At 68.8% G+C, this 23,760-nt stretch carries 24 protein-coding genes and 1 riboswitch; of the genes, 16 read left to right on the forward strand and 8 right to left on the reverse strand.

The genetic code is table 11. The features are described 5' to 3' along the window. The first annotated feature begins 60 nt into the window (after positions 1-60). The 10 genes from HDA44_RS37405 to HDA44_RS20485 all read left to right on the forward strand — a co-directional run bounded on the left by HDA44_RS37405 (position 61) and on the right by HDA44_RS20485 (position 10,461). Complete coding sequence (locus tag HDA44_RS37405) at positions 61-1,638, forward strand: PspC domain-containing protein (RefSeq protein WP_238352499.1); 1,578 nt, start codon at positions 61-63, stop codon at positions 1,636-1,638. Then, the gene (locus tag HDA44_RS20445; RefSeq protein ID WP_184836765.1) at positions 1,635-1,823 is read left to right on the forward strand and encodes a hypothetical protein; all 189 of its coding nucleotides are present in this window, start codon (positions 1,635-1,637) and stop codon (positions 1,821-1,823) included. Before HDA44_RS37405 ends, HDA44_RS20445 begins: the two co-directional genes overlap by 4 nt. Positions 1,824-2,009: 186 nt before the next feature. Then, positions 2,010-3,149: a Cmx/CmrA family chloramphenicol efflux MFS transporter gene (locus HDA44_RS20450; RefSeq protein ID WP_184836766.1), complete on the forward strand. Its 1,140-nt coding sequence runs from the start codon at positions 2,010-2,012 to the stop codon at positions 3,147-3,149. A gap of 27 nt (positions 3,150-3,176) precedes the next feature. Then, entirely contained in the window at positions 3,177-3,386 is a 210-nt protein-coding gene (locus tag HDA44_RS20455; RefSeq protein WP_184836768.1) for a cold-shock protein, read from the forward strand. 59 nt (positions 3,387-3,445) lie between these two features. Beyond that, positions 3,446-4,594: an L-histidine N(alpha)-methyltransferase gene (locus tag HDA44_RS20460; RefSeq protein ID WP_184836769.1), complete on the forward strand. Its 1,149-nt coding sequence runs from the start codon at positions 3,446-3,448 to the stop codon at positions 4,592-4,594. Next, positions 4,591-5,184: a hypothetical protein gene (locus HDA44_RS20465; RefSeq protein WP_184836771.1), complete on the forward strand. Its 594-nt coding sequence runs from the start codon at positions 4,591-4,593 to the stop codon at positions 5,182-5,184. Before HDA44_RS20460 ends, HDA44_RS20465 begins: the two co-directional genes overlap by 4 nt. A gap of 127 nt (positions 5,185-5,311) precedes the next feature. Further along, complete coding sequence (locus tag HDA44_RS20470) at positions 5,312-7,330, forward strand: ligand-binding sensor domain-containing protein (RefSeq protein WP_184836773.1); 2,019 nt, start codon at positions 5,312-5,314, stop codon at positions 7,328-7,330. Between the two features lie 91 nt (positions 7,331-7,421). Beyond that, complete coding sequence (locus HDA44_RS20475; protein ID WP_184836775.1) at positions 7,422-8,687, forward strand: extracellular solute-binding protein; 1,266 nt, start codon at positions 7,422-7,424, stop codon at positions 8,685-8,687. Then, positions 8,684-9,589, forward strand: a complete 906-nt coding sequence (locus tag HDA44_RS20480) for a carbohydrate ABC transporter permease (protein WP_238352500.1) — start codon at positions 8,684-8,686, stop codon at positions 9,587-9,589. Before HDA44_RS20475 ends, HDA44_RS20480 begins: the two co-directional genes overlap by 4 nt. Continuing rightward, positions 9,589-10,461, forward strand: a complete 873-nt coding sequence (locus HDA44_RS20485; protein WP_184836777.1) for a carbohydrate ABC transporter permease — start codon at positions 9,589-9,591, stop codon at positions 10,459-10,461. Before HDA44_RS20480 ends, HDA44_RS20485 begins: the two co-directional genes overlap by 1 nt. Here HDA44_RS20485 and HDA44_RS20490 read toward each other — a convergent pair. After that, positions 10,451-11,422: an LLM class flavin-dependent oxidoreductase gene (locus tag HDA44_RS20490; RefSeq protein ID WP_184836779.1), complete on the reverse strand. Its 972-nt coding sequence runs from the start codon at positions 11,420-11,422 to the stop codon at positions 10,451-10,453. The genes HDA44_RS20485 and HDA44_RS20490 overlap by 11 nt on opposite strands. Positions 11,423-11,517: 95 nt before the next feature. Between HDA44_RS20490 and HDA44_RS20495 the strand changes: the two genes are divergently transcribed. The 3 genes from HDA44_RS20495 to HDA44_RS20505 all read left to right on the forward strand — a co-directional run bounded on the left by HDA44_RS20495 (position 11,518) and on the right by HDA44_RS20505 (position 15,069). Beyond that, positions 11,518-12,645, forward strand: a complete 1,128-nt coding sequence (locus HDA44_RS20495; RefSeq protein WP_184836781.1) for a mandelate racemase/muconate lactonizing enzyme family protein — start codon at positions 11,518-11,520, stop codon at positions 12,643-12,645. A 9-nt stretch (positions 12,646-12,654) separates the two neighbouring features. After that, on the forward strand, positions 12,655-13,620 hold the full coding sequence (locus tag HDA44_RS20500; protein ID WP_184836783.1) for a dihydrodipicolinate synthase family protein: 966 nt from the start codon (positions 12,655-12,657) through the stop codon (positions 13,618-13,620). Between the two features lie 225 nt (positions 13,621-13,845). After that, the gene (locus tag HDA44_RS20505; protein ID WP_184836785.1) at positions 13,846-15,069 is read left to right on the forward strand and encodes a response regulator; all 1,224 of its coding nucleotides are present in this window, start codon (positions 13,846-13,848) and stop codon (positions 15,067-15,069) included. A gap of 27 nt (positions 15,070-15,096) precedes the next feature. On the opposite strand, the gene HDA44_RS20510 is transcribed toward HDA44_RS20505, so the two are convergent. The 4 genes from HDA44_RS20510 to HDA44_RS20525 form a co-directional block, all read right to left on the reverse strand. After that, positions 15,097-16,113 (reverse strand): alcohol dehydrogenase catalytic domain-containing protein, encoded by a 1,017-nt coding sequence (locus HDA44_RS20510; protein WP_184836787.1) that lies wholly within the window; start codon positions 16,111-16,113, stop codon positions 15,097-15,099. A gap of 21 nt (positions 16,114-16,134) precedes the next feature. After that, positions 16,135-16,410, reverse strand: coding sequence for a ubiquitin-like small modifier protein 1 (locus HDA44_RS20515; protein WP_184836789.1), 276 nt, complete (start codon positions 16,408-16,410; stop codon positions 16,135-16,137). Beyond that, complete coding sequence (gene thrC, locus HDA44_RS20520) at positions 16,407-17,669, reverse strand: threonine synthase (RefSeq protein WP_184836791.1); 1,263 nt, start codon at positions 17,667-17,669, stop codon at positions 16,407-16,409. Before thrC ends, HDA44_RS20515 begins: the two co-directional genes overlap by 4 nt. 13 nt (positions 17,670-17,682) lie before the next feature. Then, a riboswitch (SAM riboswitch) is annotated at positions 17,683-17,823 on the reverse strand. Between the two features lie 71 nt (positions 17,824-17,894). After that, positions 17,895-18,842: a DNA-3-methyladenine glycosylase family protein gene (locus HDA44_RS20525; protein ID WP_319037508.1), complete on the reverse strand. Its 948-nt coding sequence runs from the start codon at positions 18,840-18,842 to the stop codon at positions 17,895-17,897. Between the two features lie 46 nt (positions 18,843-18,888). Here HDA44_RS20525 and HDA44_RS20530 point away from each other — a divergent pair, with 46 nt between their 5' ends. After that, positions 18,889-19,356 carry a hypothetical protein gene (locus HDA44_RS20530; protein ID WP_184836795.1) on the forward strand — a complete coding sequence of 156 codons (468 nt, stop codon included), beginning with the start codon at positions 18,889-18,891 and terminating at the stop codon, positions 19,354-19,356. On the opposite strand, the gene otsB is transcribed toward HDA44_RS20530, so the two are convergent. The 3 genes from otsB to HDA44_RS20545 are packed head-to-tail and all read right to left on the reverse strand — an operon-like array spanning position 19,322 to position 21,176. Next, positions 19,322-20,155, reverse strand: a complete 834-nt coding sequence (gene otsB, locus HDA44_RS20535; RefSeq protein WP_184836804.1) for a trehalose-phosphatase — start codon at positions 20,153-20,155, stop codon at positions 19,322-19,324. The genes HDA44_RS20530 and otsB overlap by 35 nt on opposite strands. Next, a complete protein-coding gene (locus HDA44_RS20540; RefSeq protein WP_184836806.1) occupies positions 20,152-20,865 on the reverse strand; it encodes a LytR C-terminal domain-containing protein in 714 nt (237 codons plus the stop codon). The genes otsB and HDA44_RS20540 overlap by 4 nt, the downstream gene beginning before the upstream one ends. A gap of 2 nt (positions 20,866-20,867) precedes the next feature. Next, complete coding sequence (locus HDA44_RS20545; protein WP_184836808.1) at positions 20,868-21,176, reverse strand: DUF3263 domain-containing protein; 309 nt, start codon at positions 21,174-21,176, stop codon at positions 20,868-20,870. Between the two features lie 181 nt (positions 21,177-21,357). Here HDA44_RS20545 and HDA44_RS20550 point away from each other — a divergent pair, with 181 nt between their 5' ends. Together HDA44_RS20550 and HDA44_RS20555 are read left to right on the forward strand one after the other, a co-directional pair. After that, positions 21,358-22,761: an amidase gene (locus HDA44_RS20550; protein ID WP_337906188.1), complete on the forward strand. Its 1,404-nt coding sequence runs from the start codon at positions 21,358-21,360 to the stop codon at positions 22,759-22,761. Next, positions 22,752-23,753, forward strand: coding sequence for a Gfo/Idh/MocA family oxidoreductase (locus tag HDA44_RS20555; protein WP_184836810.1), 1,002 nt, complete (start codon positions 22,752-22,754; stop codon positions 23,751-23,753). Before HDA44_RS20550 ends, HDA44_RS20555 begins: the two co-directional genes overlap by 10 nt. Positions 23,754-23,760: the final 7 nt, after the last annotated feature.

The raw sequence follows: 23,760 nt of genomic DNA on the forward strand, positions 1-23,760 counted from the left end.
GGGCGCCTCAGGGGGTATCCCCGATGTGATCAGGGCCGGGACCGAGCGACCATCGGTGTCATGGACCAGAACCAAAGTGGACCCACGGGGTTCGACCGCAACGGTCTGCAGAACCCGCAGAGCTGGCGGCGCAGCCGGTCGGACCGGTGGCTCGCCGGTGTCTGCGGCGGCATCGGCCGCGCGCTGAACATCGACCCGGTCCTGGTCCGCGTGGTGATGGCCGTGCTGATCGTCAGTGGCCCCGGCGTGATCTTCTACATCGCCGCGTGGGTGCTGATGCCGGACGAGGGCAGCGACCGGTCGGCCGCGCAGGGTCTGCTCGGTGACCGGGTCCGGCCGGACCACCCGTGGCTGTGGCCGGTGGTGGTCGCCGCCTGCGTGTTCGCCGGGATCGCGATGATGTCGTCGTTCGACTTCGGCCGGCTGATTCCCGGGCCGCTGATCGTGGTGGCGATCATCTGGCTGGTCGCCAAACACCGCAAGGGCAACGGCACCCGCCCACAACGCCCCACCTGGACCAACCACCCCGGCCAGCCCGGCCAGCCCGGTAACCCAGGCCAGTTCGGCCAGCCCAGCCAGCCTGGTTCCCCCGCTCAGCCCGGTTACCCCGGCCAGCCCAGTTCTGCCGGTCAGCCTGGTCAGCCGGGCTACACCGGCCAGCCTGCCTCCCCCGGCCAGCCTGGTTACGCCGGTCAGTCCGGGTACGGCGCCCAGCCCGGCCAGCCCGGGTACGGCGGCCAGCCCGGTTACGTCGGGCAGTCTGGCTATGCCGGCCAGTCCGGGTATGGCAGCCAGTCCGGGTCTGCCGGGCAGTCCGGTTATGGGCAGCAGTACGGCGCGGGGTACGCGTCGTCCCAGAGCGGTCCGTCCGGTTCGCCGGCGGGCCCGTCGTCCTCGGCCACACAGCGACCCCAGGACCGCACCGTCGAACCGGTCCAGCCTGTGTGGACCGAGGACGACCCCCTCGGCCTGTACGTCGACGAGCCGGCCGGCGCGCGGTCGACCACCCAGCCGGTGGCCTCGAAGCCCGCCGAACCGCCGGCGAAGGGCGTCCGCGGCATCAAGTCGATCATCGTCGTACTGACCGGCCTGGCGATCGGTATCGCCGCGCTCGCCGGTGCCCCGACGGCGACCATGCTGATCGTCGGCCTGGCCACGCTCGGCGCGGGCATGCTGCTCGGCGGATTCGTCGGCCGGACGCTGGCCCTGCTCCCGCTGGGCCTCCTGCTCGCGGTCGGCGCGGTCGCCAGCTCGGTGTTCCCCGGCGTACCCCGCAACTTCGCCGACACGAACTACGTGGCGCCGGCCGGGCAGACCGTCACCGCGACCGGGACGAGCTACCAGTTCGACGCCGGCTCGGTGAAGCTCGACCTGACCAAGGCCACCTTCGCGCCCGGCGCCAAGGTGGAGGTCCACGGCGGTGTCGGCGAGGTGGTGGTCACGCTCCCGCCGAACGTGGACGTGAAGGGCGACCTGACCACCGAAATGGGCGACGTGGCCTTCCTGAACGAGAACCACAGCGGCCATAATGCGCAGCTGAAGCTCGACGACCTCGGCGCGGACGGCAAGCCCGGCCCGCAGCAGGTCACCCTCGACCTGGACCTCCGGGTGGGCAGTATCAAGGTGGTGCGCGGATGAGCCAGAAGCAGAAGGCACGGCCGGACGTACCCGGCGTGGTTGCCGGGACGGTGCTGGCCGGAGGTGCCTCGATCTGGATGCTGACCGAGAACGGCGTCCTGCAACCCGACGACCTGGGCGTGACCAGCGCACTGCTGCTGGTCACCGCGGGCGTACTGGGTCTCGCCGCGTCCCGACGCGGCTAACTGAGTGGCGTGACTAACTAAGTGGCATGGGCGGACGGCGTTCTCTAAGCTGAGCGCCATGTCCAGCCCGGAGGCGAACAGACCGTAACCACCGGCCGTTCCAGGTGACTGCCCGGAACCGCCGGAGACGACTCACGGCAGGCGATCCGTCCTGCCGCCGTCTTCCTTTGGTTGCGGAGCTTCCTGATGCCATTCGTGCTGTATCTGCTTGGCCTGGCCGTGTTCGCCCAGGCAACGTCCGAGTTCATGCTGTCCGGGCTCGGCCCGGAAATCGCCCAGGACCTGGGCGTCTCGATCCCCACCACCGGCTGGCTGACGTCGGCCTTCGCGCTCGGCATGGTCGCCGGCGCCCCGGCCGTCGCGGTCCTCGGCGCCCGCTGGCCGCGGCGCCGGACCCTGCTACTGACACTGACCGTTTTCCTCGCCGTCCATGTTGTCGGCGCCCTGACCACAAGCTTCACCGTGCTGCTGATCACCCGCGTCCTCGCGGCGCTCGCCAACGCGGGTTTCCTGGCGATCGCGCTGGCCACCGCCACCAGCCTGGTCCGCCCGGACGCCAAGGGCCGCGCGACGGCGGTCCTGCTCGGCGGCACGACGCTCGCCTGCATCATCGGCGTACCGGCGGGTGCTCTGCTCGGCGAGGCGTTCGGCTGGCGGTCCGCGTTCTGGGCGGTCGCGATCATCTCGTTCCCGGCCTTGCTGGGGATCGTGCGCTCGGTCCCGCCGGTGCGTACCGAGCCGGTCCTGGTCGGGCGGTTCCCCGTCCAGCGGCGGCTGACCGTGCTGCTGGTGCTCGGCGCGCTGGTCAACGGCGCGACGTTTTGTTCGTTCACGTACCTGTCGCCGGTCGTCACCGACGTGACCGGGCTGGGATCCGGATGGGTACCGGTGGTGCTGGCGCTCTTCGGGATCGGGGCGTTCGCCGGCGTGACAGTTGCCGGGCGGTACGCGGACCGGCGTGATCACCGGCTCACGTTGGTTGCCGGAGGCATCTTGTTGCTCGGTTGGTGCGGCTTCGGTCTCACCGCCGGCCAGGTCGTACCGACTGTCGTGTTCGCCCTTGTCCAGGGCGCGTTGTCGTTCGCGGTCGGCTCGGCCTTGATCGCGTACGCGCTCTATGCCGGCGCCGGCGCACCGGTACTGACCGGCGGTCTCGCCACCGCCGCGCTCAACGTCGGAGCAGCCGCCGGACCGCTGCTCGGCGGGCTCGCGATCGGCCTGTCCGGCTTCCGTGGACCGCTGTGGGTCAGCGCCGCGCTCGTGGGTACGGCACTCTGCGTGGGAACCGTCTCGGTTAAACTTGTCGATCGCGAGGGGCCTGGGTGAAGCGGGTCCCGTGGTCTAGGAGTCTCGATGGTGCGCGGCACCGTGAAGTGGTTCAACGCCGACAAGGGGTACGGCTTCCTGGCCGTCGAGGGCGGCGCTGAGGTGGACGACGTGTTCGTGCACTGGAGCAAGATCGTCTCCGACGGGTACAAGACCCTCGAGGACGGCCAGCCGGTCGAGTTCCAGATCATCGACGGCCCCAAGGGCCGCGAAGCCGACTCGGTGACTCCCATCTGACCCAGCGGAGTGGACCGGTTACCGGTAATCTGACGGCTCATCGTGTGAGGGGTTGAGACGTGGCAGAGCCGGTACCGGTGATCCGTAAGCTCGAGCATGCGCTGGCCGACGACGACTTCGCCTGGTCGTTGCTGCTGGTCGGCGAGGATCAGACCGACAAGCTCGTCACGCTGACCAGCGATCTGCGCGGGCCGTTCTCGACGTCCGGCAACGGCAAGCAGATCACGTCCGGGTTCTCGTACTGGGGGATCGGCCCCACGATCGCCTGGGCGAACGCGACGAACGACCCGTTCTACCTGGTGATGAAGGCCGGCACCGAGTCGTTCCTGCGGCACTGGCGGAAGATCCGGCCGCATGTCGAGAAGGGCGGCTTCCACCTGGTCAGCCTCGGCGTCGGGACCGGCGTCAAGGACCGGACCATTCTCACCGACCTGCGCCGGCACAACCGGGACATGTACTACATCCCCGTCGACATGAGCTCCGAGATGCTCCGGATGGGCCCGTTGGAGCCGGTTCAGGCCGGCTTCCCGCGTTCCCAGGTGCTGCCGGTCCAGCTGGACTTCTCGATCGCCGACAACATGGACGAGCTGGGCGAGATGCTGGCCCGGCTCGTCGGCGCGGAGCCGTTGCTGTTCACGCTGACCGGCAACACGCTCGCCAACTTCGACAACGACGAGGAGCTGCTCGGTACGTTGACACGGGTGCTGCGGCCGCAGGACCGGTTGTTGCTGGAGGTCGCGAGTACGACCCGGCTCGACCAGGAGACCGCCGACGCGGCCGCGGACGAGTACCACCAGACCAGGGCGTTCGCGGAGTTCGTCACCAGCACGCTGCGGTACAACACCGACCTGAAGATCAGCAACGACCTGGTCAAGTTCGTCGGCGAGGTCGAGGACGACGACGCGCTGCTGGTGAAGATCCTCTGGCAGAACGACACCGGCGAAGAGGTCCGGATGGAGCTGCCGGACCACACCGAGGTGGTGCTTCCGATCGGCGACACGATCCGGCTGTACACCACCCGCAAGTACTCGGCCGATCGGCTGAAGCGGCTTACCGAGGCGTGCAAGCTGACGCCGGTCGAGGCGATCCAGTCCCAGTTCAGGTACACCCGCCGCCCGAACCCGTTCGGTCTGGAGCTGCTGCTGCTCGCACCGGAGGCGGCCGGCGAGGAGGCGCACACCCTCGCCGACGACATCTGGTCGACGTGACCCGGCAGACGGTCTCGGCCTGGGTCGCGTACCGGCGGACCGTGGTCAGCGTGGTCACGTACGGCCTGCTCGGGCTGGCCTTCGTACTCGGCGTGATCTGGTTCCTGTTCCCGGGCAACTCCCGCTGGGAGCCCGCGGTCAACTCACTCACCCTGGTCGCCGGGCTGACCGGCATCTTCGTCGAACGGCTGACGACCGAAGCCGAGCGGCGTACGGAAGTACTGCGCGCCGTCGCCGACGAACTGCACGAGAACACCCGCCTGATCAGCGACCCGCGGTTCTCGCCGGAAGCACCCGGCACTCGTCAGGTGTACCCGCGACTGGTGGTTTCGGCGGTCGACCTTGCGCTGGTATCGGGCGCACTCGGGCTGCACCGCGACGCCGAGCTGGTCGGCATGCTGCACCGCTGGCGGGACACCGTGCACCTGTTCAACCGGCGGCTCGACCTGACCGAGATCAGCACCTTCTCGAACACCATCACCACGGCCGAGCTGGCCGCGTTCCACCGGGCGCTGCACCGCGAGGACAGCTACTTCGCCGAGACCCGGAAGATGCTGAAGAACCTGCTGGACAAGCTGCCCGCGGCTTAACGGCCGAGGCCGAAACCATGGCTCTTGCTGCCAGTAGTGGCAAAATCCGCCGAGCCGTTGACTTGGCCTCGCCGCGAGCGTTTCACTTTCGGACAGGACCGTAAATACGGCACCCCGGAGGCATCGCATGCGATCAGTCCGCTCGCTCATCGCGGTGGCACTCGCCGCCGTTCTCGTCAGCACCCTGGCCAACCCGGCCGGCGCGACCCCCAAACCGCCGACCGCCAACGTCGTCTCCCTCGGCGTCCCACTGTCCGACGTGCTCCTGATCGGCGGCACCGTCGCACCCGGACCGGGCGGCAAGACCGCGATCTGGAACGTGTCCACCGGCAGCCCGGCGTACCTGAACGCCATCGACCCGGCCACCGGCGACAGCCTGCTCTCCGCGGCGCTGCCCGGCGCGGACGGCAGTTACGCGGTCGCGGCCGCGCCGGACGGCACGATCTACGCCGGCACCTACAACAACGGCCACCTGTACCGATTGCGCCCTGGCGAAACCACCGCCGAGGACCTGGGCCGGCCGCTGCCGACCGAGACGTTCATCCTGCGGATCACGGTCGACGAGCAGGGCAACGTGTACGGCGGCACGTACCCGCACGGCAAAGTGTTCCGGTACGACCATCAGACCGGCGCGATCCGCGATTACGGCACGATCAAAGCCGGTCAGGGGTATGTGAAGAGCATCGACTACGCAAACGGCAAGCTGTACGCGGGTTCCCAGCCGGACGCGTACATCTCCGAGATCGACGTGAACACCGGCGCGGTCACCCAGCTACCACCACCGCCCGGTCTCGGCGACCCGAAGGACCAGGTCGTGTACGACCTGAACGCCCGCGGCGGCCGCGTGTACGTCCGGATCAGCACCGCCTTCCCCGGCCCGTTGTACGTGTGGGACATCGCGTCCCGGACCTGGGTGGACGAGATCCCGAACGCGCACGGCCTGGACATCTCGCCGATCGGCGCGGACGGTTCGCTGTACCTGATCCAGAGCAGTGAGCTGAAGAAGTACGACCCGGCGACCAAGACCCTGACCGGTACCGGACTGACCTTCACCGGCCGGATCCAGAACGCCCGCTCGATCGGGTACGCCGACCTGAACCTGCCCGACTACCCCGGCACCAGCGTGGTCGGCACGCTCTGGCGCGGCGAGGAGTTCCGCTACAACCCGCGGACCGGCAAGTCCGAGATCTTCCAGACCAAGGTCCGCCGGGAGCCGATCGAGATCCTGTCAGTGGCCGGCGGCAAGACCAACATCTACGCCGGCGGCTTCCTGAACGGCGGGATCTCGGTGGTCGACCCGGTCACCGGCGCGGCCACTTTCAACCGGTTCTCGCAGGTCGAGGCGCTGCTGGAGGGTTCGGCCGGCAACCTCTGGGTCGGCGCGTACCCGGAGGCGCGCCTCTACTCGTACGACCCGGCCAAGCCATGGAGCAGTCCGGAGTACTCCCCCGGCCCGCCGGGTACGCCGGACAACCCGGCCAAGCTGCTCAATCTCAAGCCGGACATCTTCCAGACCCGCGCCCGCGCGCTGGTCGAGGTGAACGGCAAGATCGCGGTCGGCACCATCCCGGACGGCGATCGGCTCGGTGGCGCGCTGGTCATCTACGACCCGAAGACCGGCAGCACCGAGAAGTACCGGAACGTGGTCCAGGACGAGTCCGTGTACGGCCTGACCGCCCGCTGCGGCATCGTGTACGGCGGAACGTCGATCGCCGGTGGCCTGACCACCACCCCACCGACCCGGGCGGCGGGCACAGTGTTCGCGTGGGACGTGACCGGGAAGAAGAAGCTCTGGGAGACCGTGCCGGTGCCGGGCGCGGCTACCGTCTCGTCGGTGACGATCGGCCCGGACGGGCTGCTCTGGGGCGTGGCCGGAAAGACCGTGTTCGCGCTGGCCCCGGACTCCGGCAAGCTGAAGAAGTCCTTCACGCTCGGTACCACCACGTCCAGCGGCGACATCGTCGCGACCTCGGAGGCGGTGTACGTGAGCATCGACCTGAACAAGATCTACCGGATCGCGCCGGGAAAGAAGGCGGTTCCGACCGTGTTCGTGACCCATCCACACCGGCGGCTCGGCGTCCGCGGCAACCATCAGTTGCTGATGACCAGCGGTTCCGAGCTGTTCCGAGTTGATATCAGCCGTTGACAGCCGAAATTCACCCCGACTACTTTCGGTCCTGACCGTTATTAGGTCGACAACCATCCGGCCCTGCTTCCGGACCCACCCTGGGGGTGCGATGAAATCCACCGTCCGCCGCATCGCGGCACCACTCACGGCGCTCGTTCTCGCCGCCGCGCTCAGTTCCTGCGGCGGTGGCGACTCCGGCTCGTCGAGCGCGAAGAAGAGCGTCACGCTCTGGATGTACCCGGTGATCGCCGACCAGGCGACCAGCGACACGTACTGGAAAAAGGTCGAGACCGACTTCGAGGCGGCCAACTCCGGGATCGACCTGAAGATCGAGATGCAGCCGTGGGCGAACCGCGAGGAGAAGCTCGCCGCCGCGTTCTCGGGCAAGAAGGGCCCGGACGTGCTGCTGATGATCCCGGACCAGATCCCGCAGTACGTGAAGAGCGGCTCGCTGGCGCCGGTCGACGACGTGGTCGATCCGGAGAAGGACAAGTTCCTGCCGGCCGCCGTTCCCGGTCTGACCGTCGACGGCAAGATCTACGGCGCGCCGATCTACCACACGGTCACCACCACCATGTACAACAAGACGATCCTGACCAAGGCCGGGATCAGCAAGCCGCCGGAGACCTGGGACGAGATCAAGGCGGCCGCGCCGAAGATCAAGGCCGCCGGGTTCTCCACGCTGGACTACGCGGCCTCGCCGGAGGCGACGCTGAACCTGAGCTTCTACCCGCTGCTCTGGCAGGCCGGCGGCAAGGTGTTCGCCGACGACGGCAAGAGCGTCACCTTCAACCAGGCGCCGGGTCTGGAGGCGCTGACCTTCCTGAAGGGCCTGTGGGACGAGGGCGCGATCTCGAAGACCGCGCTCGGCAGCGTGAACACGGTCGCGGACTCGGCCCTCGGCAAGGGGCAGGTCGCGATGGCCTACACCAGCGTGCCCTCCGACGCCGCCACGGTCGCGAAGACCTGGGGCGCCGGCAACGTCGAGATCGGGTCACCGCTGACCGGTAAGAAGCAGGTCGGGTACGGCATCCCGGGCGGCCTGGTGATGAACGCGGCGAGCGGGAACACCGACGCGGCGAAGAAGTTCCTGTCGTTCATGATCCAGCCGGCCCAGCTGGACGCGCTGAGCAAGGCCTCCGGGTACTACTCGCCGCGCAAGGACGCCACGTACGCGTCGACCGACCCGAACGCGGCGAAGTTCAAGGACGCGCTGCAGTACGCCGTACCGGGTGAGGCGAACCCGTCCGCGCGGCAGATCATGTCCTTCCTGAGCACCGAGATCCAGGCGGTGCTGACCGGTAAGAAGCAGCCGCAGCAGGGCCTGGACGACGCCGCCAAGCAGGCCAACGACCTCCTGTCGAGACAACGTTGACCTCCGTCCTCCCGCGGTCCACGTCGCGCGCCGGCCGGCGTGGACCGCGCCGGCGCCCGTGGGTCGGCCTGTTGTTCGTCGCCCCGATGCTGGTGCTGTTCCTGCTCTTCCGGTTCCTGCCGGCCATCGGCGCGCTGCTGCTTTCGCTGACCGACTACCGGATCAGCGGCAACTGGGATTTCATTGCCTTTGACAACTACACGCGGTTGTTGTCGGACGGCGTGTTCCACGAGGCGTTGCTGGTCACGGTCACGTACACGGTGATGTTCGTACCGCTGACGGTGCTGCTGTCACTGGGTACGGCGGTGCTGCTGCATCAGGTGGTGTGGAAGCGCGGGTTCTTCCGGGGCGTGTTCTTCCTGCCGTACGTCACCAGCATCGTGCTCGCCGCGGTGATCTGGAAGTGGATCTACGACGCGCAGGACGGCCTGCTCAACACGCTGATCGGGCTCGTACACCTCGGGCCGATCGACTTCCTTAACCAGTCGAACACGGTGCTGCCGTCGATCGCGGTGACCTCGGCGTGGAAGGGCTTCGGGTACTCGATGCTGATCCTGCTGGCCGGGCTGCAGGCGGTACCGAAGTCGTACCTGGAGGCCGCGATGATCGACGGCGCGAGCACCTGGCAGCGGTTCCGGTACGTGACGCTGCCGCAACTCCGGCCGGTGCTGTTCTTCGTCCTGGTGATCGAGACGATCGGCGCGTTCCAGGTGTTCGACGCGATGTACGTGATGACCGGTGGCGGACCGGTGCGGTCGAGCTACTCGCTCGTGTACTTCCTGTACGACAGCGGGTTCAAGTACTTCGACTTCGGTTACGCCAGTGCGATCGGCTTGGTGCTGTTCCTGATCGTGCTGATCGTCTCGCTCGTACAGCGCCGGCTCGTCGGGAGGGACGACTGATGGTGAACGTACTCGAACGCCCGCCGGTGCGGGAAGTCACCGAGTCACGCGCCGCCGGGCGGCGTGGGCCGGCGCGGTTGACGATGCCGACGCTGCTGATCCTGACCGCGATCGTCACCGTCGTACCGTTCGCGGCGATGGTGCTGGTCGCGTTCGCGCCGCCGAGCGGGAAGACCTTCCCGGGCGCGCTGAACCCGGCGAACTTCACCATGGAGAACTTCCGGAACGTGCTCTCCAGCTCGGACATCCCGCGCTGGACGGTGAACTCGCTGCTGTACTCGCTGGTGTCCGTCGTGTGCGTGCTGCTGTTCGCGTCGATGGCCGGATACGCCTTCGCGAAGAAGCGCTTCCCGGGGCGGGAGATCATGTTCTGGGCGTTCCTCGCCACGCTGATGGTGCCGTTCCAGGCGACGCTGATCCCCTCGTACATCCTGGTGTCGAAGCTGGACTGGGTGGACAGCTACTGGGGTCTGATCGTGCCTACGCTGGCGAACTCGCAGGCAGTTTTCCTGATGCGGCAGTTCATCCTGCAGCTGCCGGATGAGTTGTTCGAGGCGGCGGAGATCGACGGTGCTTCGGAGTGGCGGATCTTCACGACGATCGTGGTGCCGTTGATCCGGCCGGTCCTCGCCACCCTCGGCATCTTCGTGTTCCTGTGGCACTGGAACGATTTCCTGTGGCCGTTGGTGATCGGGCAGTCCGGTGAGATGCAGACGCTGACCGTCGGGCTGGCGACGTTGCAGACGCAGTCGGTGCCGATCAACCAGGTGATGGCCGGGGCGACCATTACGGTCGTCCCCAGCCTGCTGGTGTTCGGGTTGCTGCAGCGCTACCTGACGGACTCGATTGCGATGTCCGGCCTCAAGGCTTGAGAAGTTCTCCGTAGGCCTCGATCGACTTGAGGGCTTCGGATTGCGGCATGCCCGGCGGCTGGATGCGGAGGATGATGCCGTCTGCGCCCATTTCCTCGTAATGGGCCAGGCGGTCCGCGCACTCGGCGCTGGAACCGATCACGCTGCGGTTGACGATGTCGTCCCAGCCTTGGGTGTAGCGGGCGGCATCGGTGGACGTACGCTTCCAACCCGTGTACGCGTCGTACAGGTCTCGCAACGGCTCTTCGAGCGCTTGGCGGGCGGCCTGTGAGGTCGGGGCGCAGTAGCCTTCGCGGCAGAGGATGACTTCCTGGCCGAGCGATTCGGCACCACGTGGGTACGACAGGTACTCGGCGATCTTTTCGGGCAGGTCGGCGTCCAGTTCGTTGAAGGACGTGGTCCAGCCGTCGCACATCCTTGCCGTACGCTCCAGGACCGCTGAGACCCGGCCGCCGTTCCACAGCCGCGGGCGTGGCGACTGGACCGGGCGTGGCGACAGGTACGCGTCCTTGATGCTGGTGAACTTTCCTTCGTACGTGACCTCGTCGGACGTCCACAGCCGGGTCAGGATCTCCAGGCCCTCCTCGAAGCGCGCGACCCGCTCGGACTGCTTCACGCCGTACAGCGCGAACTCCTCCGGGCGGTACCCGAGGACGAACCCGGCGGTCAGCCGGCCACCGGAGAGTACGTCGATGTGCGCCAGCGTCTCCGCGAGCACGACCGGGTCGTACAGCGGCGTGACGATGCCCGCGGTGGCGATGCCGATCCGGGACGTGTGCGCCGCCAGCCAGGTCATCGAGGTGAGGATCTCGTGGTAGCCAGGGCGGTGCAGATGCCGCTCGCCGAGCACCACCCACTCGAAACCGGCCTGCTCGGCCAGCCGCGCCTGCTCGACCGCGTCCGCTAGTCGCGGGCGCTCGCCGGGGGTGCCGTAGAGGTTCAGATAGAGACCCAGCCGCATCGGGGTGCCACCTTCCGTTGACAGAGAGCGCTCAGGGTATTTACGGTCTTGACCGTAAATGCTTTGCGCCCAGATTGCGACCCTTAGGAGCCGGAATGAGTCTTGCAGCAGAACCGGCCGGGTTGCCGGCGGGGGGATCCGCGTCCGAGGTCGCGCCGATCAGCGCGGTGAAGACCCGGGTGGTGAGCGCGCGGTACCGGCGGCCGTTCCAGATCAGCAGCGGGGTCAGTACCGAGCTGATCAGCCTGGTGGTCGAAGTGCACACCGCGGACGGCGCCGTCGGTATCGGCGAGACCTCCCCGATGACCGCGTACACGGGCGAGACGCTGTCCGGGGTCACGGCCGCGATCGAGGAGCACCTCGCGCCGGCCCTGATCGGCCGGGACCCGCTCGACCGCGCCGGCGCCCACGTGGTCATGGACGCGGTACTGCGCGGCCAATCGGTCGCCAAGTCCGGACTCGACATCGCGCTGTACGACCTGGCCGGGCGGCTGAGCGGCTGGCCCGTCCACGCGATCCTCGGCGGCAGCGTCCGCGACCGGGTCCAGACCACGTGGGTGGTCGGGCTCGGGACCCTCGACGAGATGGCGGCGGAAGCGGCCGAATACGCCGATCGTGGTTTCCGGCACCTCAAGGTGAAGGGCGGGCACGACCCGGCCAAGGACCTGGAGCTGATCCGCGCCGTCCGCGCCGCGATCCCCGCCGACGCCGAGCTGTGCCTGGACGCCAACGAGGGGTACGACGCGACCACCGCGTTGCCGTACCTCGCCAAGATGAGCGCGGCCGGGCTCACCCTGCTCGAGCAGCCGCTCCCGCGCTGGGACCTGGCCGGGCTGGTCCGGCTGCGGGACCGGCTCGACGTACGGCTGATGGTCGACGAGAGCATGCACTCGCTGCACGACGCGCTCGAGATCGCGCGTCGCGGCGCCGCCGACGTACTGAACATCAAGATCCTCAAGGTCGGCGGACTGCACCGGGCGCTGCAGATCGCGAACGTCGCCGAAGCCGCCGGGCTCGCCGTGAAGGTAGGCTCGATGCCGGAGCTGGGCGTGGCGACGCTGGCCGCCGTACATCTGGCCGCCGCCGTACCGGGCGCGACCGTCGCCGCCGACCTGGTCGGGCCGCTGATGGTCGACCAGGACCCGCTCGCCCCGACCGTGTTCGCGGACTGCGACGGCTGGATCGACGTACCGAACCGGCCCGGTCTCGGGCACGACGTCTGAGAGGTGATCATGCACCCACTGGTTTCCCGACTGCGCGGAACATTACTGCCGGCTGTCGTCACGCCGATGTCCGCTGACGGGGTGGTCGCATATGACGACCTGGCGGCGTACGCCACGTCGCTGGTGACACCGGCGGTTGGCGGGGTTGCTGTTTGGGCGCATACCGGGCGCGGGCTGTACTTGTCGGCGGCGGATCGGGCGAAGGTACTGGAGACGTGGCGGCAGGCGACCGACGTACCGATCGTGGCTGGGGTCGGCGTACCGAAGTCGCCGGATGGTTCGCCGGCGGGCTCGGCGGCGGGGTTGCGGGAGGTGGTTGATGCGACGGTGGAGATGGCTGTTGCCGCCGCGGCCGGTGGGGCTGACGCGGTGATGGTGTATCCGTTGGCGGTGCTGAACGAGCTGCCGGACGGGCACGCCCAAGCGATCGCGCTGCACGAGCGGGTCGCGGCCGAGAGTGGGCTGCCGCTGGTCGGCTTCTACCTGCATGGCGAGGCGGGCGGGTACCCGTACTCACCTGAGCTGATCCGGGACCTGCTGGACCTGGACGCGATGCTCGGGGTGAAGACGGCGACGCTCGACCGCGCGATCGGCTGCCAGGACGCGATCTGGGCCGGGCGCGGCACCGGGAAACTGCTCATCACCGGCGAGGACCGGATGTACGGCCCGTCGTTCATGTGGGGCGCCGACACCGCACTGGTCGGGATCGCGTCAGCGCAGGTCGAGCTGTCGGCCGCCGTACTGCGAGCGTGGACCGCCGGCGATCACACTGAGTTCCTGACGGCGTCCGACCGGCTGGACCGCTTCGCGGCGGCGACGTTCTACGCCCCGATCGAGGGCTACGTCCAGCGCATGTTGTGGGCAGCCGCGTGGGAGGGCCTGATCCCCGCGGCATCAGCCCACGACCCGTACGGCCCGGAGCTCCCGGCGAGCGAACGAGACCTGGTCATCCGCTGCCTCGAAGAGTTGCGCTAGGCACCGGCTGTGGGTGGAGCGCTCCCTCCACGCTCCACCGCACCGCGCCCGATCCGGCCCCGCCACCAGGGTGGCGATAATTGTGGTCTTGACCGAAACTAGGAGAGCAGGGCCGGAACGTCAAGATCTCGCCGGTCACTGCGCTATTCTGCGAGTTGAGGGCCAGGCCAGAAGTCGCCGGAGGACTGTCGTGAGGATCTGCTCAGCTCTGGACACGGTGGACTGATGGCGCTTTCGGTCGGTGTGGTGGGCCCGGAGGACCTGGTGCAGCGGGTGACCGCGGTCGGCGCACCCAGTGGTACGACGCTGGTCCCGCTCCCGTACCGGCACGAAACCGAGGCGATCGGCCTGGTCGAGCAGGCCCACTCCGAGGTCGACGCGTTCCTGTTCACGGGCGTCGTCCCGTACACGATCGCCACCGAGGCCGGCGTGATCGACCGGCCGGCGATGTACGTCTCGTACGACGGCGCGACCCTGCTGCGCGCACTGGTCGAACTGCTGCGGCTCGGGCACAACGTCACCCAGTTCTCGATCGACACGCTGCGCCGCGCCGAGGTACTGGAAACGCTGATCGAGGCGAAACTCCCGACCGACCGGATTCACGTACTCCCGTACCGCCCCGGCCTGACCTCCGACGACATCGTCGAGTTCCACCGCACCGCCCGGGAGAAACACGGCGCGCTGGTCGCGATCAGCTGCCTCGGCTCCGCGTTCCACCTGATCGAGAACGAGATGCCGTCCGTACGCCTCGCCCCGTCCCGCTACTCGATCCGCTCCACCCTGCAGGCCCTGATCCTGACCACCACCGGCCAGCACGTCGGCGACGCCCAGGTAGCGCTCGGCGTCATCGACCTGCCGGAACCCGACGACGCCCTCGCCGCCGACCTGATCACCCTCGGCGGCAGCCTCGCCGCCCTCCCCGACGGCCGCCACCTGGTCGTCACCACCCGCGGCCTGCTGGAACAGGCCACCGAACAGTTCACCCGGATGCCCCTGCTGGACCACCTCGCCGCCCGGCACAGCACCGCGTACGTAGGCTTCGGCGTCGGCCGCACCGCCGCCGAAGCCGAAGCCCTCGCCCGCCGAGCCGCCGCCCGAGCCACCTCCATCGGCACCGTAGCCGGCGTCGTCTCGATGTCCGACGACGTAGAAATCGTCATCGAACCCACCGGCGACCACCCGACCACCCCCCGCGTCCCCGAAAGCCTCCCCCTACTCGCCCGCCGGGTAGGCCTGAACACCCAAACCCTCGCCCGCATGCGCGAGTTGACCGCCACCCTCCCCGACGGCCTGACCACCCAAGACGTAGCCGACCACCTGGCCGTCCAACTCCGCACCGCCCGCCGAGTCCTGAAACGCCTGGAACGAGCCGGCCTAGCAGCCCCCACCGGCACCCAACAACACGGCCGAACCGGCCGCCCACCCACCATCTACCTGATCCACCTGTAACCCCGCCCCCTGGGTGGGGCGTACTGCCTAGGGGGTGATGATGGTGACGCCGGGTGGGGTGCCGGTGGTGAGGGCTGTTAAGGCGGTGGGGGTTTCAGTGAGGGGGATGGTGCGGGTTACCAGTTGGGCTGGGTTTAGGTTGCCGGTGGCAACTAGGGCGAGCATTTCGGGGTAGGCGTGGGCGGGCATGCCGTGGCTGCCCAGCCAGGTTAGTTCCTGGGCGATGAGGCGGCCGGCGTTGAGGGTTACGGCTGTTGGGAGGAGGCCGATCTGGACGTGGCGGCCGCGGGGGCGTAAGGACTCAAGAGCTTGCTGGGCTATTTCGGCGGAGCCCAGGGCGTCGATGGTGACGTGGGCGCCACCCAGGTCGTTGATCGCACCAACAACTGGAGCGGCCGGAGTCAGGGTGTGTACGGCGCCGTAGGAGCGGGCCAGGTCGAGTGCGGCCTCGTTGGTGTCGATGGCTATTACCTCGGCGCCCAACGCGGCGGCGATCATGACTGCGGACAGGCCGACGCCGCCGCAGCCGAAGATGGCTACGCGTTCACCGGCGGCGACCCGGGCGACCTGGTGGACGGCGCGGAACGAGGTCGCGAAGCGGCAGCCCAAACCGGCGGCGGTTGCGAAGGTCAGCTCGTCCGGCAGCCGCACCAGATTCACCGACGCGTACGGCACCGCAACGTACTCAGCGAAAGAGCCCCAATAGTTGAACCCAGGTTGCAACTGATTGGGGCAGACCTGCTGATTGCCCTCAAGGCACTGCTCGCATTGCCCGCAAGCACAGATGAACGGCGTCGTCACCCGATCACCAACAGCCCACCCGGCAACGCCGGCACCAACAGCCGCGATCGTGCCGGCGAATTCGTGCCCGGGGACATGTGGCAGCACGATGTCAGGGTCGTGCCCCATCCAGCCGTGCCAGTCGCTCCGGCACAGTCCGGTCGCTTCGACGCGGACCACCACGGAGCCGGCGTCCGCCGAAGGCTCCGGCACGTCACGGACCTCCGGCAGTACGCCGTACTCAGAAACTACAACCGCACGCACACAGCGGAGTTTAAGCTCGGATCAGCCGCCGGCGACAGCGGGGATGATGGAGATCTGGCCGCCGTCCTTGACCTCGGTCTGCAGGCCGGAGGCGAACCGTACGTCGTCGTCGTTCACGTACACGTTGACGAACCGGCGCAGCTCGCCGGACTCGTCCAGTACGCGGCCCTTGATCCCCGGGTACGAGGTGTCGAGTGACTCCAGCACCTCCAGCAGCGTGGCGCCCTCGGCGGACACCTCGGAGACGCCCTGGGTGTAGGGGCGGAGGATGGTCGGGACGCGCACACTCACACTCACTGCAGGCCTGCCTTCACGAAGGCGTCGTACGACGCGGGGATGGTCACCTTGGGGCCGACCCGGTCGGCCACGGCGTCGAGCGTCTTCAGCCCGTCGCCGGAGTTGATGATCACGGTCTCGGCCTCGGGGTCGAGCTGCCCGGTCGCGATCAGCTTCTTCAGCGTCGCCACCGTCACGCCGCCGGCGGTCTCGGCGAAGATGCCTTCGGTACGGGCCAGCAGCTGGATGCCCTCGACGACCTCTTCGTCGCTGACGTCCTCGATCGCGCCACCGGTACGCCGGGCGACGTCCAGCACGTACGGACCGTCGGCCGGGTTGCCGATCGCCAGTGACTTGGCGATCGTGTCCGGCTTGACCGGCTTGACGACGTCATGCCCGTCGCGGAACGCCTGCGCGACCGGAGAGCAGCCGGTCGCCTGCGCGCCGTACACCTTGTAGTCGGTGGCGTCGACCAGCCCGAGCTTGCCGAGCTCGGTGAAGCCCTTGTCGATCTTGGTCAGCTGCGAACCCGAGGCGACCGGAACCACGATCTGCTGCGGCAGCCGCCAGCCGAGCTGCTCGGCGATCTCGAAGGCCAGCGTCTTGGAGCCTTCGGAGTAGTACGGGCGGACGTTGACGTTCACGAACGCCCAGCCCTCTTCCTCACCGGCGATCTCGGAGGCCAGCTTGTTCACGTCGTCGTAGTTGCCCTCGACGGCGACCAGCGTGCCGCCGTACACGGCGGTGGTGATCACCTTCGGGCGCTCGAGGTCGTGCGGGATGAACACGACCGAGCGGATTCCGGCCCGGGCGGCGGCCGCGGCGACGGCGTTGGCCAGGTTGCCGGTGGAGGGGCAGGCGAAGACCTTCATGCCCAGCTCGCGGGTCGCGCTCAGCGCGGAGGCGACGACGCGGTCCTTGAAGGAGTGCGTCGGGTTTCCGGAGTCGTCCTTCACCCACAGCTTGCGCAGTCCCAGCTCACGGGCCAGGTTCTGGGCGTCGACGAGGCGGGTGTACCCCGGCTCGGTGTTCGGGAAGCCGGCCACGTCCACCGGGACCGGCAGCAGCGGCTGGTACCGCCAGATGTTCTTCGGTCCGGCCTCGATCTGCTCACGGGTGATGGCCGGATACTCGTACCCGACTTCGAGCGGACCGAAGCACTCCATACAGGCGTAGAACGGGCCGAGCGGCGACTTCGCCCCACAGGCGCGACAGCTCAGGTGCGTACCGTTGCCGAAGGCACCGTCCCGGATCGTGTGGGTGGTGGCGGTCAGGCTCATGAGTGAGGTTCCCCTCTCATCTTCCCCGGCACCGGATCTCGGTGCCAGGACGGATTTGGCACCGTTCCACCGCGAGGCGCCCCGGGCGGGGGCTCGACGGGGAGGGTTGCCGGGACGTCAACGGGCCGTTTCCCTCAGTCCCTCTGGATGAGCTGCCCCCGAGATTACCCAATCGGGTCCATATTGTGTCCTGCGTTCCCGCCATGTGAGACAGGCGATCTCAGCTCAGCGGAGCCGGTGGGTGGCTCCCGGGGTGTGCGTCGGCAGCGATTTGCGCGGCCCGAAGCGGGGGTGACCGATGCCCGCGAGCTCGATCAGCCGCTGGACGCGGAACCGGTGGCCGCGGTACGGCTCGATCAGCTCGGCGCACCCGTCGTCGTCCAGTTCCTCACCGATCAGCGCGTACGAGACGTTCCGCGAGACGTGATAGTCCGCGAAGGAGAAGGCATCCGCGTCACCGTGCGCGCGCTGCCGTACCTCGGCCGCCGTCCACACGCCGACCCCGGGCAGCGACCTGAGACGCCGCTCGATCTCCGCGGAATCGGTCAGCTCCAGCGTCCGCTCCAGCGCCTTGGCCCGGGTCGCCGCGGTCGTCACCACGCGAGACCGCCGCCCTTCGACACCCGCTCGCAGCCACTGCCAGGACGGGATCAGGCGCCACTCCTCGGGCGCCGGCGGCACCATCAGCTGCCGCCCGTCCGGCGGCTTCGGCCCCGGCGCGGGCTCGCCGTACTCACGCAGCAGCAGCCGCCACGCCCGGAACGCCTCCTTGCCCGTAACGACTTGCTCGATCCCCGCCGCGGCCATCGCCTCGAACACCGCCCGCGACCGCGGCACCCGGACATCCGGGAACCGCCGCGCCGCGTCCACCAGCACCCGATGCTCCGCCAGCGGCTCGAACCCGTCCCAGCTGTCCCGCTCCCCCAGCAACTCCGGCACGCCGTCCAGTGCCCACGCCGCGCCCGGCCCCCACGCCTCGGCCTCGACCTCCCCGGCGCGCGCCCGCAACCGCAACGTCACCGGCCCGTCCGGAGTCCGTGTCGCTCGCCACACGGTCCGCGACCCGGCATCGAACACGTACGCCGGATCGCCAGGCCCTTTCCGGAACCCACCGATCACCGAATGCGGATCGACCACCCGCCCAGGCCGCCAGACCCGCACCACCGAACTCACCCCCAAGTCTTACCGCACCCCACCGACAGAACCCATACTGATCCGCATGACCGCCTGGCAGTGGGTGAAGGTGATCGGCAACTTCGTCAATCTGTCCACGCTGAGCGGCCTGTTCGCCGGCCTGCTCGGCCGGGCGACGTTCACGCGGGGACCACGCGGACTGATCTTCGCGAACGGGTACCAGCTCGGCTTTCCGATCGCCGGCGCGTTCACGATCGGGAACGTCGTACTCAGCAAGCACGACCGGGCGTACTTCGGCAACGCCGCCCTGGTCCGCCACGAGGAAAGACATTCCTGGCAGTACTTCTGTCTGATCGGCCTGCCGATGCTCCCGTTGTACGTGATCGGGGTCGTCGTGTCGTTCCTGCTCACCGGTGATCCGGCCTCGCGAAACCCCTTCGAACGGCTCGCGAACCTCGACGACGGCGGGTACGTCGAACGTCCGGTTCAGCCGATCGGCAGGACCGTGGCGCAGGCGTTCAGCGGGCGGCGATCGCGTCCGAAAGGGCAGTGAGCACGGTCACCGCGCCACTCGGGTCGTCCACCACGACATCGGCGGCATCGATCAGTTCGGTCGCGTTGGACGAGCGGGTCGCGAGCAGGACGGCGCGTACGCCGGTCGCGCGCTGTTCCTGGATCGCCCGGAACGCGGCGAGATCGCCAAGGTCGTCCCCCGCGTACAGGATCGACCGTGCGCCGGTCGACTCGAGCAGGTGCCGAACCGCGACGCCCTTGTCGATCCCGGGCGGCCGCAGCTCCAGGACCAGGTTGCCCGGCTCCAGCCGAAGCTCGGTCTCCTCGGCGAGCGCGGTCAGCGGGCCGCGCAGCAGCTCGAGCGCACCGGTCGGATCGTCCAGCCGACGGGTGTGTACGGCCAATGAACTGTTCTTGTCCTCGACGAACGCATCCGGTACGCCGGCGTCGCTCAGCAGCCCCGGCAGCCGGTCGCGCGCCGTCGTGACACCTGCCGGCACCGGCTCGCTGGTGACCTTCCCGGTCGCCGCGTCCCACCGCTCCAGCCCGTAGTGCCCGAGCACGACAAGCCGCCCGAGCCCCGGGTACCCGCTCACGCCGGACAGCTCGGTCGCGACCAGCGCCGGACGGCCCGTGACGATTGCTACCTGGTTGACGGACCGCGCCAGCCGGGCCAGCGCGTCCAGTGCGCCTTCGACCGGCCGGGAGCGCGCCGGGTCCTCGACGAGCGGCGAGAGTACGCCGTCGAAGTCGGACGAGATGACCGCGGACGCCGGGTCGGTGACGATGGCTTCCCAGCCGTCCCGGCCGACCTCGGTCTGCAGGACCGGAGTGCTCATCCTGCGTAGTCCGAGGTCAGGATCACGGTCAGGCGGTCCTTCTTCATGTTGTCCAGCGCGCCCTTGGTCCGGCTCACGCCGAGGTCGTGGGCGAGCTGGTTGGCGGCGTCGAGCATGCCCGGCGGGTAGTACACGGTGCTCTCGGCGACCTTGCCGTGCCAGTTGTCCGGCGAACCGGACACCGTCCAGCCGGCCTGCCGGGCCCGGTTCGCGACCGAGTCGGCGAGGCCCTTGCGCGGGGTGTTGTTGTAGACCTCGATCGCCGGCCGTTCCTCGGCCGGAATCGTCGCCGGCTGGGTCGGCCGTGGCGGCTGGGTCGCGCCTTGAGTTGGCTGGCCGGTCGGCTCGTTGGTCGGGGGTTCACTCGGTGGCGCCGGCGGCGGCACGGTCGACGACGCGGCCGGCGTGGACGGCTTCCCGGTCGGCTTCTCAGTCGACTTCTCGGGCGGCCGCGGCACGCTGGCGCCCACGGTCGACGGCCCGGCCGACGGCTGCTTCTCAGCGGTCTTGCCGGCAGGCGTACTGGCAGCGGCCGGCTTCTCGTCGGCGTTGCTGTTGTTCCCCCTGGTCCCGAACAGCACCAGCAGACCGGCAACGATCGCGACGACGGCGGCCACGGCGACCAGCGACGACAGCACCTGCCCCTGTTCGCCGCCACGGGTGCGGCGCGGCAGGCGTGCGGACGCCGGCCACGCCCTGAGGCGGGACATGCTCAGACCTCGATACCCAGTCGGCGAGCGGAGCGGGCGCGCTGCCGGGCGGCGCGGAGGCGGCGCAGGCGCTTGACCAGCAGTGGGTCGTGCACGAGGGCCTCGGGCCGGTCGATCAGCGCGTTCAGTACCTGGTAGTACCGGGTCGCGGACATCTGGAACTGGTCCCGGATCGCCTGCTCCTTGGCACCGGCGTACTTCCACCAATGCCGCTCGAAAGCAAGAATCTGGCCGTCCCGCTCGGTCAACCCTTCGACGACCGGCGGCGCAGCTTCGGCGGGGCCGGGAGAGCTGGCGTTGGCGCTGTCCATCTGCTGCTGACTCCTGTGCGGTCGGTGATCGTCCGTCCGCCTGCCACTGTACGTGCTGAACAACAGCAATGTCATTCACCCGTGACACGACACGAAGCGTGTCGGACGCGGACGGCCGGACCCGGGCAACTCTGGCAGGATCTTTAGGGTGAGCTCAACTTCTTCGAGCCGGGGTGACGGGGTGGGGAACGAATTCGGCGCGGCGGCGCTGGTGGACCAGCTGCAGACCCGGATGCGTACGGTCGACCCGCTCATCAACGCCATCTGCACCCCCAACCCGAACGCGCTCACCGAAGCCGCCCGCCTCGACACGGAGCGTGACGAAGGCCGGGTACGCGGACCGCTGCACGGCGTGCCGGTCCTGGTCAAGGACAACATCGACACCGCCGACCTGCCGACCACGGCCGGTTCGCTGGCGCTCGCCGACCAGCCGCCGCCACTCGAAGACGCCCCGCTGGTACGCCGCCTGCGCGACGCCGGCTGCGTGCTCCTCGGCAAGACCAATCTGAGCGAATGGGCGAACTTCCGCGGCTCGGCTTCGTCATCCGGCTGGAGCGCGTACGGCGGGCTGACCCGCAACCCGTACGCGCTGAACCGGTCCGCCGGCGGCTCGTCCAGCGGCTCCGGCGCCGCAGTGGCCGCCGGCCTCGCCGACTACGCGATCGGTACGGAGACGAACGGGTCGATCGTCTGCCCGGCCGCGCTGAACGGCGTGGTCGGGATCAAACCGACCGTCGGCCTGATCCCTCAGCAGGGCATCGTCCCGATCTCGCACTCGCAGGACACCGCCGGCCCGATGACCCGTACGGTCGAACAGGCCGCCGCGCTGCTCACGGTCCTCACCGGCAGCAGCACGGAGTACGCAGACAACTGCCGCGGCACCGACCTCAGCAACGTACGCATCGGCGTGCCGCGCGGACCGCTCTGGGGCTACTCGACCGGCTTGGACCAGGTCAGCGAGCGGGCGCTCGAGCTGCTCAGCAGCTGCGGAGCGACCATCGTCGACCACCTGTCCCTGCCGACGCCCGGCGGTGACGAGGACCAGCTTCAGGTCCTCGCCCACGAGCTCAAGGTGGACCTGGAGGCGTACCTGGCCACCCGCGCGCCGGGCGGACCGCGCACGCTGGACGAGCTGATCGCGTTCAACAACGACCACGCGGACGTCGAGCTGCGATGGTTCGGTCAGGAGCTGTTCGAGCGCGCCGCGGCCACGGAGGGTCTGAGCTCACCGGTGTACGTCGCCGCGCGCCTGACCGCGCTCCGCGCCGGCCGGGACGGGATCGACAACCTGCTCCGCGACAACCAGCTCGACGCGATCGTCAGCCCGGCGTACTCGCCGGCCTGGGCGATCGACCTGGTGAACGGCGATCACGTCCTCGGCAGTTCGTCGTCGCACGCCGCGCTGGCCGGGTACCCACTGATCTCGGTGCCGTCCGGAACCGTCGCCGGACTGCCGGTCGGGCTCACCTTCGGCGGCACGGCCCGAAGTGAGGTCACGCTCATTCGCTTGGCGCACGCCTTCGAAACAGCGAGAATCGTTGCGGACGGACCGTTCCCGACCCCGGAGTTCACCCAGTGGGCATAGATCGTGTCAGATGGGGCATCGTTGCTACCGGCAACATCTCGACCCAGTTCACGCACGATCTGGGGCTGCTGCCCGACGACGCCGTCGCCACCGCGGTCGCCTCTCGTACCCAGGACAGCGCCGACCGGTTCGCCGCCGCGCACGGCATCCCGAACGCGTACGACGACTACCGGAAGCTGATCGATTCCGGCCAGGTCGACGTCATCTACATCGGTACGCCGCATCCACGGCACTACGCGATCGCGCGGACCGCGCTGCGGGCCGGCGTCGCCGTCCTGTGCGAGAAACCCGTCACGCTGACCGCCAAGCAGGCCCGGGATCTGATCGCGGTCGCGACCGAGCACCGGACCTTGTTCGCCGAGGCGATGTGGATGCGTACGAACCCGGTGATCCAGGCGCTGTTCCAGGACCTCGAGCGCGGCGTGATCGGCGAACCGCAGCAGGTGGTCGCGGATTTCGCCTTCCACAAGGCTGAGCTGCCCCATCGCCTGCTCGACCCGGCGCTCGGTGGCGGCTCGCTGATGGACGGCGGCATCTACCCGATGACGTTCGCGTACATGGCGCTCGGCCGCCCGGCGGAGCTGAAGGCGGTCGGCTCACTGAATGACGACGGCGTCGATCTGAACGTGGCAATGGCCTGGCGGCACGACAGCGGTGCGGTCGCGGCGCTGACCTGCGGCCTGCGCTCGCAGAACCCGTGGGTCGCGTCGATCAGCGGCCCCGAGGGCAGTCTGCGGCTCCCGCACCGGTTCCACCACCCTGACCACTATCTGCGTACGACTGCTTCCGGAACGGAGCGGATCGACGTCAGTACGCATGGGCGTGGGTACCACTATGAGGCAAGCGCGGTGAGTCAGGCGCTGCGTTCGGGGCTGATCGAGGTACCGGCTCTACCCCATCTCGCCACCGTCGAGATTCTCGGCCTGCTCGACGAAACCCGGAGACAGATCGGGGTCCGCTACCCCGGTGACGACGACGACCTGAGTGGATGACGCTGAA

The organism is Kribbella solani (assembly GCF_014205295.1).
GTDB classification, from domain to species: Bacteria; Actinomycetota; Actinomycetes; order Propionibacteriales; family Kribbellaceae; genus Kribbella; species Kribbella solani.